Here is a 13,234-nt window from a genome sequence, read left to right on the forward strand (position 1 = left end):
GGCCGCCGGTGAACCCGCTCGTCCCCCTCATCCGGCTGCCGCCACCTTCTCCCCGAGGGGAGAAGGCCGGACCCCGCTGGCCGCCGAGATCAAATCGCCTCCGTCGAACCAGACCACCACCGTCCACCACGACCACCCATCCCTTCTCCCCGAGGGGGAGAAGGTGCCCGAAGGGCGAATGAGGGGGCCCGTCCGCCGTAATCCACAACGCTCCGCCACCCCGCTCCGCCAGCCAAGCCCCGCAACCCAAGGCCCCGACACCCCGAACCCGGCCACCGTGCCCCACCACAGCCCCATCTCACCCCACACCCGATCACTTCCGTTCAAGACCGGCACCGGAAACATCCCTATCCCATACCGCACCATCATCCGACATCAGGATCCCCCCATGCATGCCCCGCGACCGCGCCCACCGTCTCCGGCCAGCCAGGCCCTTTCCGGCATCCGCACCGCCCTGCCACTGATGATCGCGATGGTGCCGATCGGCACGGTCTATGGGGCGGTGGCGGTGGCCAAGGGGCTGTCGGTGACTGAAGCGCTGCTCATGAGCGGCCTCGTCTTTGCCGGCGGCGCACAGTTCGTGGCCATGGATATGTGGACGCATCCGGCAAGTGCTGCGGCGCTCGGTCTCGCCGCCTTGCTGGTCAACCTGCGCCATGTGCTGATGGGGGCGTCGATGGCGGGAAAGCTCGGCCGTTTCAAGCCCCTGCAGCGCCTCGCCGCCATGCCCTTCCTCACCGACGAGGCCTGGGCACTGGCCGAAAGGCGGGCACGTGACGGCGGGCGCGATCCGGCCGCATCCCTGACGCCCGCCTGGTATTTCGGCGCGGCGCTGTCGATCTATGCCACCTGGCTGGCCGCAACGGCCACCGGCGCGCTGCTGGGCGCGGCCATCGGCGATCCCGCGGCACTCGGGCTCGATTTCGCCTTTCCGGCCGTTTTCATCGTGCTCGTCTCGGGTTTCTGCAAAGGGCGCGGCGCGGGCGCCGTCGTCCTTGCCAGCGCGGCGGCCGCCCTGCTCGTCCACTGGCTCTTGCCGGGCGTCTGGTTCATCCTGGCCGGTGCGCTGGCCGGCCTCGCGGCGGCAGCGCTCGCGACGGATGAGGCTGAAGGCGATACCGTCTCGGCAAGCATCGCGGCAGGAGATCGTGCATGAACGCCGCCGCCCTGCAGGTCGATCCGGCCACGCTCGCCGCCATTCTCGCCATGGCGCTGGCGACACTCGCCACCCGCTATGGCGGGCTGCTGCTCATCCGGCTGATGACGCCGACGGGGCGCACCCGGCGCATGCTGGAGGCCATCCCCGCCGCGGTGCTGACGGCCGTCGTCACGCCGACCGCGCTCGCAACGGGTGCGGCCGAAAGCGCCGCCTGCCTCGTCACCGTGCTCGCCGCGCAGCGCCTCAGCCTGCTGCCGAGCGTCGCCCTCGGCATCGGCACGGTCGTGGGGCTGCGCGCCGCCGGCCTCTGACGTCATCCATCCGGAAAGCAAAACGGCGCGAAAACCCCACCCGGTTTCCGCGCCGTCGAACGACTGGAGGAGAGCGGGCCGGGCCCGCCGCGATCAATGTTCCTCGTACTGCGTGAAGCTCGGGTCGGCGAGATCCGCAAAGCGGGTGAATTCCGACTGGAAGGCGAGCTTCACCGTGCCGGTCGGCCCGTGACGCTGCTTGGCGATGATCACGTCGGCCGTGCCCTTCACCTTCTCGAACTGCATCTTCCACTCTTCGTATTTCGGGTCGAACTCGTCACGCGGCTCGAGGTTCTTCACGTAATATTCCTCGCGGAACACGAAGAGCACCACGTCGGCGTCCTGCTCGATCGAGCCCGATTCGCGAAGGTCGGAGAGCTGCGGGCGCTTGTCCTCGCGGTTTTCCACCGCGCGCGACAGCTGTGAGAGCGCGATGATGGGAACGTTGAGTTCCTTGCCGAGCGCCTTCAGACCCGTGGTGATCTGGGTGATTTCCTGCACGCGGTTCTCGCCGGATTTGCCCGAACCGGTCATGAGCTGGATATAGTCCACCACCAGGCAATCGAGGCCGCGCTGGCGCTTCAGGCGCCGTGCACGGGCCGAAAGCTGCGCGATCGAGATACCACCGGTCTGGTCGATATAGAGCGGCACCTTCTGCATGGTCTGGGAGAAGCCGACCAGCTTCTCGAATTCATGTTCGCTGATGTCGCCGCGGCGGATCTTCGAGGACGAGACTTCCGTCTGCTCCGACATGATACGGGTGGCGAGCTGCTCGGACGACATTTCGAGCGAGTAGAAACCGACGACACCGCCATTCTTGGCCTTGAAGGAACCGTCCGCCTGCACCTCGCCCTCATAGGCCGCGGCAATGTTCCAGGCGATGTTGGTGGCGAGCGAGGTCTTGCCCATGCCGGGGCGTCCGGCGAGCACGATCAAGTCCGAGCGCTGCAGGCCGCCCATCTTCGAATCGAGCGAGCCGATGCCGGTGGAAATCCCCGAGAGATTGCCGTCCCGCTCGAAGGCCGCCCCCGCCATGTCCACCGCCTGCGCCACCGCGTCGGAGAAGGACTGGAAGCCGCCGTCGTAGCGGCCGGTTTCGGCGAGTTCGAAGAGCCGCCGTTCGGCATCCTCGATCTGGCTCTGCGGCGGCATGTCGAGCGGCGCGTCGAAGGCGATGTTGACCATGTCCTCGCCGATGGTGATCAGCGAGCGGCGCAGCGCAAGGTCATAGATGGCGCGGCCATAGTCTTCCGCATTGATGATCGACACGGCCTCGGCGGCAAGACGCGCCAGATACTGCGCGACGGTGAGGTCGCCCACCTTCTCGTCCGCCTTGAGGAAGGTCTTGATGGTGACGGGGTTGGCCGTCTTGCCCATGCGGATGATGTCGCCCGCCACCTCGTAGATGCGCCGGTGCAGCGGCTCGTAGAGATGCACGGGCTTCAGGAAGTCCGACACGCGGTAGAAGGCGTCGTTGTTGACGAGGATGGCGCCCAGCAGCGCCTGCTCAGCCTCGATGTTGCTCGGCGCTTCCCGGTAGAGCACGTCCGTCTGGTCCTTCGGGGCAGGGGTGATGCGTCGGGCAGCTTCGTTCATCGTCTCTCTCGCAACGTCCGGGCGCCGGCTCGGGAAGCCGGCCGCCTGATAGAAGGATATTCGTTTGAACCCGCGCACCGGGCGCGTCAAATGCTTTTGCCGGCCAGCCGGCTATACAGCTTTTCCACAGGCGATCCGCGCACGAATCATCGTGATCGAGGGGGCATTCTATTGACTCACGGCGGCGATTCGAAGGCGTTCCGGCCAAGGCAGAGCCGCCCATTTCCGCAAGAACGAAAAGACCCGGCGCATCGCTGCACCGGGCCTTCCGTCAAAAGCCTTCCGAAGAGGCCGTCGAGGATTATTCCTCGTCGGCGTCGAATTCGGCTTCCGGGTTGAAGAAGTCTTCCGGCTTCAGGGCGTCTTCGTCCACGCCGTAGATGGCGTCGGCGGAGGTGAGGTTTTCGCCCTGGGCCTGGCGCTCGGCTTCTTCGGCCGAACGGGCAACGTTGATCTCGACCGACAGCTCGACTTCGGCATGCAGGTGCAGGACGACCTGGTGGATGCCGATGGCCTTGATCGGGGTGTTGAGCTCGACCTGGTTGCGGCCGATGTTGAAGCCTTCGGCGGCGAGCGCATCGACGATGTCACGGGCAGCGACCGAGCCGTAGAGCTGGCCGGTTTCGCCGGCGGCGCGAACCATGATGAAGGACTTGCCTTCGAGCTGCTCGGCGACCTTCTGGGCTTCGCTCTTGCGCTCGAGGTTGCGGGCCTCCAGCGTGGCGCGCTCGTTTTCGAAGCGCTTCTTGTTGGCTTCGTTGGAGCGCAGGGCCTTGCCGAGCGGCAGGAGGTAGTTGCGGGCGTAGCCGTCGCGAACCTTGACGGTTTCGCCCATCTGGCCGAGCTTTGCGATACGTTCCAGCAGGATGACGTGCATGGATTTGTCCTTTCTTACGTTTCTTGATTGTCTGCAGAAGAGGGTGGATTGGATGCGCCACCGGTCGGCGTCAGCGCAATGGTGCGGCGCGTGTCCGAAAGACCGGCGATGAGAAAGACGAGAACCGGCAGCAGCGAGAAGAACACCACCGACAGATAGGCAAGCCACAGAACCGGCAGGCGCCAGGCCTTGCCGCGGGAGCGGAAGTGCAGGACCGCAAAGCCGGCGAGCACGAAGCCCGCGCCGAACGTGCCGCAGACAAGTGCGCCCAGAATGCCGATCGTGCCGCCGAAGAAGGCGGCCATCAGGCCCGCCAGAAAGATGAAGATCGCATTGCGGTGCATGCGCAGCGTGGACGGCATGTCCTCGCGCGGGCGCAGGGAACGTCCGGACGCCTGCACGATGCGGGTCGCGAGATAGTAGGCCGTGAACAGCAGGATGACCCAGATGGCGCCCTGCACCAGCGGCAGCGCCATGGCGAAGACCGACTTGATGGCGGCAACCGTCGCGGCATCCGGATTGAACGTCGGATCCTGCTGTTGCAGCGTCGCCATCATCATTTCGACGATCTGGCTGGACAGGCTGCTGTCATAGCCGATGATCACGCCGATGACGATCATGCCGGCGGTAACGAGCCCGGCCAGATGCGTCAGCACGTCGGCGAGCGGATACCAGGCCATGGCATCGGCCGGGCCGCCGAGTTCGGAGGCGGGACGCGCCAGATTGGCCAGATGCGCGATCCAGCCGGCCGGAATGAGCGTCACGATCAGAACGACTAGCGCGAAATACGGAGATGCGATGAGGCCGGCAATCACGCCGCCGGTCACGATCGCGGTGATCGAGGCGGCATTGCCCCAGCCGAGGCCGGCGATCAGAATGGGAAGAGCGGAGGCTGCGTAAAGAAGAATGGCGAGCGACGACGATCCGTTCGCGCCCAGCGAAAGCAGGGCGGCGGTCACGCCGGCGAGAACACCGGTCAGGATCGTGCGGTTGTCGAAACGCATCTTACGTCTTTCGCTGTCCTGCGCATCGCGCAGTTAGGGGCGCCGGCTCTGCCGCTTCGCTCCAACATGGGTTTTGTCAGTGTCCGATCCGCGCCCACCGCGGAAGGGTAGGACGAGCCGCCGCAGCGCCTCGTCCGCAGTCATGCATCGGAGCATTCCCCCCAGTCTCGTCATCCTCGGGCTCGACCCGAGGATCCATGCCGCAAGCGCTCAGCCTGGCATCTGGATGGTCGGGTCAAGCCCGACCATGACGAAGGAGGGAGCGGAGCCCCGACGCCTCATGTCGTTGCATCAGGGCATCCCTGTCCTCCCGTCATCCTCGGGCTTGACCCGAGGATCCACGCTCCGGGCGCGGACAATGACGACGAGGCAGGCTGCCCCTCATACCGCCTTACGAGAGAACGTAGGGCAGCAGGCCGAGGAAGCGGGCGCGCTTGATGGCCTGGGCCAGTTCGCGCTGCTTCTTCTGGGAAACGGCGGTGATGCGGGAAGGAACGATCTTGCCGCGCTCGGAAATGTAGCGCTGCAGGAGGCGTACGTCCTTGTAGTCGATCCGCGGAGCGTTTGCGCCCGAGAAGGGGCAGGTCTTGCGGCGACGGTGGAAGGGGCGGCGTGCCGGTGCGGAAGAAGCTTCAGCCATTGTCTTGTCTCCTTGTCCCGGAAATTACGCGCGGTCTTCGCGCGGGCGGCGCGGACGGTCGTCGCGGTCGCCACGGTTGAAACCACCTTCGCGCGGACCGCGGTCACCGCGATCGCCACGCTCACCGCGTTCGCCACGGCCCGGACGGTCGTCGCGGTCGCGCTTCTGCATCATGGCGGATGCGCCTTCTTCGTGCTTCTCGACGGCGATCGTCATGTAGCGCAGGACGTCTTCGGAGATGCGCATCTGGCGCTCCATCTCGTGGACGGCAGCGGCCGGAGCATCGATGTCCATGAGGACGTAATGCGCCTTGCGGTTCTTCTTGATGCGGTAGGTGAGGGACTTCAGGCCCCAGTTTTCGGTACGCCCGACCTTGCCGCCATTTGCTTCGATGACGCCCTTGTACTGCTCAAGGAGACCATCGACCTGCTGTGCGGACACATCCTGCCGGGCAAGGAACACGTGTTCATAAAGAGCCATTGGAGGCTTGCCTTTCTTGCTTCATCTGTCGATCCGGGTCCGGCGCCAAGCCTCAACGACTGTTCTTAATGGCCTCGAGGGGCCGGCAAGAAAGTGTTGTTCCGAGACGGTCGAGAGCGGAGACACGGGAGGCGGGGTCTCTGTTGACCCTGACAGGCTCCCTCGCGGAAACCGGCCCTCCGTTCAGCCACCAGCCGAAAGACCGGATCATTGAACAGGCGCGCTTATACGCGGCTTTGCCTGAAAAGCAAGGGCAAGCGGGGAATTTTCCCGTCGGTTGTACGGGAGATGGGAACAGGGCGCGGGTGGCGCGCAAGATGCGAGGGCCGGTGATGGATGCTCGCCCGACTTCCCACCCTCGGTCATCCTCGGCCTCCGAGCCGAGGATCCACGCCACGCGCACCGAGGCTCGGGTGGATGCTCGGGTCAAGCCCGAGCATGACGGAGAACGGAGAATCCAGACCCTGTGCCCATTCCCTCAGATCGGCATCGGGAAGCGGCGATGCACTGCCGCGATCTCGGAAAGCACCTCTTTCGACAGCGTCAGGTCGGCCGCGCCGATGCCGGTCTTGAGCTGCGCCATGCTGGTCGCGCCGATGATCACGGCCGTCATGAAGGGCCGCGTCAGGCAGAAGGCGAGCGCCATCTGCGCGAAGTCGAGCCCGTGCCGGTCGGCGATCTCCTTGTAGGCCCGCACCGCCGGCTCCTGATGTGGCGTGAGTCGCCCGCCGAGATCGCCGTTGATCGAGGCGCGTGAGCCGGCCGGGATGATGCCGCCCAGATACTTGCCCGTCAGCAGGCCGGCGGCGAGCGGCGAATAGGAGAGAAGACCCACATCCTCGTGATGCGAAAGCTCGGCAAGATCGAGGTCGAAGGCGCGGTAGAGAAGGTTGTATTCGTTCTGGATCGAGGCGACACGCGGAAATCCCTTCGTCTCCGCAATCGCCAGCATCTTGCCGACGCCCCAGGTCGTATCGTTGGAAACGCCGACCGCGCGCACCTTGCCGGCCTTCACGAAACCGTCGAGCGCTTCGAGGAGCACTGCGAGATCATCGAGAACCTTTGCCGTATCCTGCTTCGAGGGCTCGTAGGTCCAGGCCTGACGGAAGTGATAATGCCCGCGATTGGGCCAGTGCAGCTGGTAGAGATCGACATAGTCGGTGCCGAGCCGCTTGAGGCTCGCATCCAGCGCTTGCGCCATGCTCGCCGGCGTCATCGGGCTGCCGCCGCGAATATAGGGACGGCCCGGCCCGGCAACCTTGCTCGCCAGCACGATGTCGTCGCGCTTGCCGCGCGCCTTGAACCACGAGCCGATCAGCCGCTCCGTATCGCCATAGGTGTCGGGCGACAGCGGCGTGACGGGGTAGAGTTCGGCCGTATCGAAGAAATTGACGCCCTTCGAGACGGCAAAATCCATCTGTTCATGCGCCTCGGCCTCGCTGTTCTGCGAGCCCCAGGTCATGGTGCCGAGGCAAATTTCGGAAACGGAAATGCCGGTGCGGCCAAGCGGATTGTATTTCATTGGAGTGGGTTCCTGACGAAACAATGAAGACGGCACATATCGACAGGACGGGAGACCCTGTAGACTGCGCTGGGACGATAAAGGCAGCAGCCCGGGCGAATGCCAGGCCGGCGATGGCGGTGCGAATGTAAGCGCCTCGCAGGCTCTTGCAAGGGAAAAGCCGGCCCTGCTGCATGGAGCCCGGCCAGTGCCAAGCCTTGACTCGCCGTGCCCAAATGTGAATTGAGGACCAAAACCAAGAACAGGCCGAAGGAAATGACCGGCGGCCGCTGGAAACAAGGGACGAGCGCCGATGACCGTAGCATTCACCTTTCCCGGGCAGGGCAGCCAGGCCGTCGGCATGGGCCGGGATCTGGCGGAGGCCTTTCCCGAGGCGCGGGCCGTGTTCGAGGAAGTCGATGATGCGCTCGGCGAAAAGCTCTCCGACATCATCTGGAATGGCCCGGAAGACAAGCTGACGCTGACGGCCAATGCGCAGCCGGCGCTGATGGCCGTCTCCATCGCCGCTATCCGCGTGCTGGAAGCCCGTGGCTTTAACCTCAAGGCCAGGGTCGCCTATGTCGGCGGCCATTCGCTCGGCGAATATTCCGCGCTCTGCGCCGCCGGCACCTTCTCGCTCGCCGATACCGCGCGGCTCCTGCGCATCCGCGGCAATGCCATGCAGGCCGCCGTTCCCGTCGGCAAGGGCGCCATGGCGGCGATCATCGGTCTCGAACATGCCGATGTCGTCGCCGTCTGCGAAGCGGCGGCAGGCGAGGGCGCCGTTCAGATCGCCAATGACAATGGCGGCGGCCAGATCGTGATTTCCGGCGAAAAGCCGGCCGTGGAAAAGGCAGCGAGTCTCGCCAGCGAAAAGGGCGCCAAGCGCGCGCTGCTGCTGCCGGTCTCCGCACCCTTCCATTCGTCGCTGATGGCGCCGGCCGCAGAGGCCATGCGCGAGGCGCTCTCGACAGTTGCCCGAAAGAACCCGGTCGTGCCCGTCATCGCCAACGTTAGGGCAGCGCCCGTCACCTCCGCCGACGAGATCGTCGATCTCCTGGTCGAACAGGTCACCGGCCAGGTGCGCTGGCGCGAGACGGTCGAATGGTTTGGCGCCAACGGCGTGACGACGCTTTATGAAGTCGGCGCCGGCAAGGTGCTGACGGGCCTCGCCCGCCGCATCGACAAGTCCGTCACCGGCGTCGCGGTCAACACGCCCGCCGATATCGAGGCGCTGCTGGCTGCTCAATAAGGCGGCCGCGGCATCTTCTCCATAACAAGTCCACAATACTGGAAGGGACGACCCCCATGCTGTTTGATCTCTCCGGCCGCAAGGCTCTCGTCACCGGCGCATCCGGCGGCATCGGCGAGGAAATCGCCCGCATTCTTCATGCTCAGGGAGCGACCGTCGGCCTGCACGGCACCCGTGTCGAAAAGCTGGAGGCGCTGGCGTCCGAGCTCGGCGAGCGCGTCCATCTCTTCCCAGCAAACCTCTCGGACCGCGATGAAGTCAAGGCGCTCGGCGAGAAGGCGGAAGCCGAGCTTGGCGGCGTCGATATCCTCGTCAACAATGCCGGCATCACCAAGGACGGCCTGTTCGTGCGCATGAGCGATGCGGACTGGGATGCCGTGCTGGAAGTCAACCTGACCGCCGTCTTCCGCCTGACGCGGGAACTGACGCATCCGATGATGCGCCGCCGCTTCGGCCGCATCATCAACATCACCTCCGTCGTCGGCGTCACCGGCAATCCGGGCCAGGCGAACTACTGTGCCTCCAAGGCCGGCATGATCGGCTTTTCCAAGTCGCTCGCCCAGGAGATCGCCACCCGCAACGTCACCGTCAACTGCGTCGCCCCCGGCTTCATCGAGAGCGCCATGACCGGCAAGCTCAACGACAAGCAGAAGGAAGCGATCATGGGCGCGATCCCGGCCAAGCGCATGGGAACGGGCCAGGAAGTGGCAAGCGCCGTCGCCTATCTCGCCTCCAACGAAGCGTCCTACGTCACCGGCCAGACCATCCACGTCAATGGCGGCATGGCGATGATCTGATCGCCTCTCCGCCCGCCGGGAATCACCTCCGCTGTCATCATGCCGATGGGCGCCCGGGTATAAGAGGGTGGGCTGGAACAGGTTGCAAAGCCTTGCCTTTCCATGTTGAGCAAGGCTTTGCGGGGCATTTTCGCCCTTTGCGGCGAAACTAAACCGTGTTAATCGGGCCATGACTGTGCGCAGTCGATCGGGAAAAACCGCGCATCGGGACGGCATAGCGCCACCCAGGCCTGCCGCGCCCGATTGCATGGCCCGGTCGAACGTATCGCTGGCGGGACCGCTCTGGTCCATCCGGCTTAACGATTGGAAATGTCGGTGCCCGCAAGGCATCGTCGTGTAACAAAGGTCGAGGAAACCGACATGAGCGACATCGCAGAACGCGTGAAGAAAATTGTTATCGATCATCTTGGCGTCGATGCCGAAAAGGTCACCGAAGGCGCCAGCTTCATCGACGACCTCGGTGCCGACTCGCTCGACACGGTCGAACTCGTCATGGCGTTCGAAGAAGAATTCGGCGTCGAGATTCCGGATGATGCCGCTGATTCGATCCTCACGGTCGGCGACGCCGTGAAGTTCATCGAAAAGGCCCAGGCCTGATCGACGTCGCGACCGTGTGCCCCATGGCGCGGTCGCTCCAATCGGCGTGAGGCCGGTTCATCGGCACATTTCAGATTCCGGCGCTCAGGAAACCGAACGCCGGAATTTTTTTAGCAAAGGCCGGGTTGTCCCGTTTCGGGTGCTTGTTCCCGGCCATCGGAAATCTTAGCTCCGGTCATGGATCGCGTATCAGGCGCCGGTTCGTGACGGAAGCAGGGGCGGGCGCGCGGGATCAGTGTGCGGCCCTCCCTCAAAGGGCAGGGGTGGAACGGAAACGATGAGACGGGTCGTCATCACGGGTACGGGCATGGTATCGCCCTTGGGCTGCGGAACCGAAGTCAGCTGGCAGCGTCTGCTGGCCGGCGGCAACGGGGCGCGCCGCGTGACCGAATTCGAGGTCGATGATCTGCCCGCCAAGATCGCCTGCCGCATCCCGGTCGGTGATGGCTCCGACGGCACCTACAATGTCGATCAGTGGATGGAGCCGAAGGAACAGCGCAAGGTCGATCCCTACATCGTCTACGCCGTGGCTGCCGCCGAAATGGCGCTCAACGACGCCGACTGGCACCCGCAGACGGACGACGACCAGTGCGCCACCGGCGTGCTGATCGGCTCCGGCATCGGCGGCCTCGATGGCATCGTCGAAGGCGGTTACACGCTGCGCGACAAGGGTCCGCGGCGCCTGTCGCCCTTCTTCATTCCCGGCCGCCTCATCAACCTCGCTTCCGGCCATGTCTCGATCCGCCACAAGCTGCGCGGCCCGAACCACTCCGTCGTCACCGCCTGCTCGACCGGCGCGCACGCCATCGGCGACGCGGCCCGTCTGATCGCGCTCGGTGATGCCGACGTGATGGTCGCCGGCGGTACGGAATCGCCCATCTGCCGCATTTCGCTGGCCGGCTTTGCCGCCTGCAAGGCGCTCTCCACCCAGCACAACGACAATCCGCAGATCGCCTCGCGCCCCTATGACCGCGACCGCGACGGCTTCGTCATGGGCGAGGGCGCCGGCATCGTCGTGCTGGAGGAGCTGGAGCACGCGCTGGCACGCGGCGCGAAGATCATCGCGGAAGTTGTGGGTTACGGCCTGTCGGGCGACGCTTTCCATATCACCGCGCCCTCGGAAGATGGCGACGGCGCGTACCGCTGCATGAAGATGGCGCTGAAGCGCGCCGGCCTGCAGCCCTCTGACATCGACTACATCAACGCCCACGGCACTTCGACCATGGCCGACACGATCGAGCTTGGCGCCGTCGAACGTCTGGTGGGCGAGTCCGCGTCGAAGATCTCGATGTCGTCCACCAAGTCCGCCATCGGCCACCTGCTCGGTGCCGCCGGCGCTGTCGAGGCGATCTTCTCCGCACTTGCGATCCGCGACAACGTCGCCCCGCCGACGCTGAACCTCGATACGCCGGATGTGGAGACGAAGATCGACCTCGTGCCGCACACAGCGCGCAAGCGCGAGATCAACGTCGCGCTCTCCAACTCCTTCGGCTTCGGCGGCACCAATGCGTCGCTGGTCCTGAAGCGGTACGCGTAACCATTAGACGGACAGGATAAGTCCGGTTATCATCGGTGTCGGGGAGAACATCCGGGACCGATGAATTTTTGCCGCAATGCTCTGCTGAACCGGAGCGGCAGCGGTCTGCCATGTCGATGCATCGGCGTGGTCGACCGGACTGGGACTGAACGGTGCGTCGCGTTGCCGTCCACGGGACGAGCGCGTGCCAACGAGACCGGCGAGCATTTCTGAGGTTCGTCTTGCTGGCCGATTGGGAATGAGAATCTCGGGATCAGGACAAGCGTGAGCGATTTCAACGACCAGAGCCAGCAGCCGGCCGCCCGCCAGGAAAGCACGAGCAAGGGCCTCATCATACCGAAGTCGGCCAACGAGGCCCTTCGCCCTGAAAAGGTTCCGGAGCCCAGGCGCCGCTCGCGCAAGGCGCGCTCGCAGATCGTCATCTTCCTGAACTTCGTGATGAGCGTGATCGTTTTTGGCGCGCTGATTGTTGCCGGTTCTGTCTATTACGCGCTTCACACCTATGAGGCGCCCGGCCCGCTGGCCGCCAACAGCAATTTCATCGTCCGCAACGGGGCGGGCATGAGCGAGATCGCCAGCGGCCTCGAGCGCGCCGGCATCATCACCGACGGGCGCGTCTTCCGCTTCGTCTCCGAAGCCTATCTCGACAATGAGACGCTGAAGGCCGGCGAATACGAGATCAAGGCACGCTCCTCCATGCAGGACGTGATGCAGCTCCTGAAATCCGGCAAGTCCATCCTCTATTCCGTTTCCCTGCCGGAAGGCCTGACGGTCAAGCAGATGTTCAAGCGCCTTCAGGACGATCCAATCCTCGAGGGTGAACTCCCGCGGGAACTGCCGGCCGAAGGCAGCCTTCGTCCCGACACTTACAAGTTCTCCCGTGGCACCAAGCGCGCCGAGATCGTCGAGCAGATGAAGAACGCCCAGACCGCGCTGGTCGCGCAGATCTGGTCGCGCCGCGACAGCGACCTGCCGGTCCAGACGGTCGAGGAATTCGTGACGCTGGCCTCCATCGTCGAGAAGGAAACCGGCCGCGCCGACGAGCGCTCCCGCGTCGCCTCCGTCTTCATCAACCGGCTGGAAAAGGGCATGCGCATCCAGTCCGACCCGACGGTCATCTACGGCATCTTCGGCGGCGACGGAAAGCCGGCCGACCGCCCGATCCTGAAATCCGACCTCGACAAGCAGACGCCCTACAACACCTACATCATCAAGGGCCTGCCGCCGACGCCGATCGCCAATCCCGGCCGTGCGGCGCTGGAAGCCGTCGCCAATCCCTCGCGTACCGAAGAACTCTACTTCGTCGCCGACGGCACCGGCGGCCACGTCTTCGCAACCTCGCTCGACGAACACAACGCCAATGTCCGCCGCTGGCGCAAGATCGAGGCCGAACGCGCGGCAGAGGCCGCCAAGGCCGCGGCCGATGGCACCGCGCCGGCAACGACCGATGGGCAAAGCCAGTAGAACGCGCGTTAAGAACGAG

Annotated in this window: 13 protein-coding genes; 7 read left to right on the forward strand and 6 right to left on the reverse strand. The window is 64.9% G+C overall.

The window, feature by feature from the left end:
• The first annotated feature begins 388 nt into the window (after positions 1-388).
• Positions 389-1,156, forward strand: coding sequence for an AzlC family ABC transporter permease (locus ACED18_RS00640; RefSeq protein ID WP_377288019.1), 768 nt, complete (start codon positions 389-391; stop codon positions 1,154-1,156).
• Positions 1,153-1,470 carry an AzlD family protein gene (locus ACED18_RS00645; protein ID WP_377288021.1) on the forward strand — a complete coding sequence of 106 codons (318 nt, stop codon included), beginning with the start codon at positions 1,153-1,155 and terminating at the stop codon, positions 1,468-1,470. The genes ACED18_RS00640 and ACED18_RS00645 overlap by 4 nt, the downstream gene beginning before the upstream one ends.
• A 93-nt stretch (positions 1,471-1,563) precedes the next feature.
• On the opposite strand, the gene ACED18_RS00650 is transcribed toward ACED18_RS00645, so the two are convergent.
• From ACED18_RS00650 to ACED18_RS00675, 6 genes are all read right to left on the reverse strand, one after another.
• On the reverse strand, positions 1,564-3,066 hold the full coding sequence (locus ACED18_RS00650; protein ID WP_377288023.1) for a replicative DNA helicase: 1,503 nt from the start codon (positions 3,064-3,066) through the stop codon (positions 1,564-1,566).
• 301 nt (positions 3,067-3,367) lie between these two features.
• The gene (gene rplI / locus ACED18_RS00655; protein WP_377288025.1) at positions 3,368-3,943 is read right to left on the reverse strand and encodes a 50S ribosomal protein L9; all 576 of its coding nucleotides are present in this window, start codon (positions 3,941-3,943) and stop codon (positions 3,368-3,370) included.
• A 14-nt stretch (positions 3,944-3,957) separates the two neighbouring features.
• A complete protein-coding gene (locus ACED18_RS00660; RefSeq protein WP_377288027.1) occupies positions 3,958-4,947 on the reverse strand; it encodes a DUF2232 domain-containing protein in 990 nt (329 codons plus the stop codon).
• A gap of 391 nt (positions 4,948-5,338) precedes the next feature.
• Positions 5,339-5,587, reverse strand: a complete 249-nt coding sequence (gene rpsR, locus ACED18_RS00665) for a 30S ribosomal protein S18 (RefSeq protein ID WP_149736613.1) — start codon at positions 5,585-5,587, stop codon at positions 5,339-5,341.
• A 24-nt stretch (positions 5,588-5,611) separates the two neighbouring features.
• A complete protein-coding gene (gene rpsF, locus ACED18_RS00670) occupies positions 5,612-6,067 on the reverse strand; it encodes a 30S ribosomal protein S6 (RefSeq protein ID WP_149736614.1) in 456 nt (151 codons plus the stop codon).
• A 478-nt stretch (positions 6,068-6,545) separates the two neighbouring features.
• The gene (locus tag ACED18_RS00675; protein WP_377288030.1) at positions 6,546-7,589 is read right to left on the reverse strand and encodes an aldo/keto reductase; all 1,044 of its coding nucleotides are present in this window, start codon (positions 7,587-7,589) and stop codon (positions 6,546-6,548) included.
• A 292-nt stretch (positions 7,590-7,881) separates the two neighbouring features.
• Here ACED18_RS00675 and fabD point away from each other — a divergent pair, with 292 nt between their 5' ends.
• The 5 genes from fabD (at position 7,882) to mltG (ending at position 13,215) form a co-directional block, all read left to right on the forward strand.
• Positions 7,882-8,820, forward strand: coding sequence for an ACP S-malonyltransferase (fabD, locus tag ACED18_RS00680; protein WP_377288032.1), 939 nt, complete (start codon positions 7,882-7,884; stop codon positions 8,818-8,820).
• A gap of 59 nt (positions 8,821-8,879) precedes the next feature.
• Positions 8,880-9,617 carry a 3-oxoacyl-[acyl-carrier-protein] reductase gene (gene fabG / locus ACED18_RS00685; protein ID WP_377290959.1) on the forward strand — a complete coding sequence of 246 codons (738 nt, stop codon included), beginning with the start codon at positions 8,880-8,882 and terminating at the stop codon, positions 9,615-9,617.
• A gap of 360 nt (positions 9,618-9,977) precedes the next feature.
• Positions 9,978-10,214, forward strand: coding sequence for an acyl carrier protein (locus ACED18_RS00690; protein ID WP_062468856.1), 237 nt, complete (start codon positions 9,978-9,980; stop codon positions 10,212-10,214).
• A gap of 277 nt (positions 10,215-10,491) precedes the next feature.
• Positions 10,492-11,751 carry a beta-ketoacyl-ACP synthase II gene (fabF, locus tag ACED18_RS00695; RefSeq protein WP_377288035.1) on the forward strand — a complete coding sequence of 420 codons (1,260 nt, stop codon included), beginning with the start codon at positions 10,492-10,494 and terminating at the stop codon, positions 11,749-11,751.
• A gap of 264 nt (positions 11,752-12,015) precedes the next feature.
• Positions 12,016-13,215 (forward strand): endolytic transglycosylase MltG, encoded by a 1,200-nt coding sequence (gene mltG, locus ACED18_RS00700; RefSeq protein ID WP_377288037.1) that lies wholly within the window; start codon positions 12,016-12,018, stop codon positions 13,213-13,215.
• Positions 13,216-13,234 lie beyond the last annotated feature (19 nt).

The sequence above is a fragment of the Rhizobium sp. SG2393 genome (genome assembly GCF_042610495.1).
Taxonomy (GTDB): domain Bacteria; phylum Pseudomonadota; class Alphaproteobacteria; order Rhizobiales; family Rhizobiaceae; genus RU20A.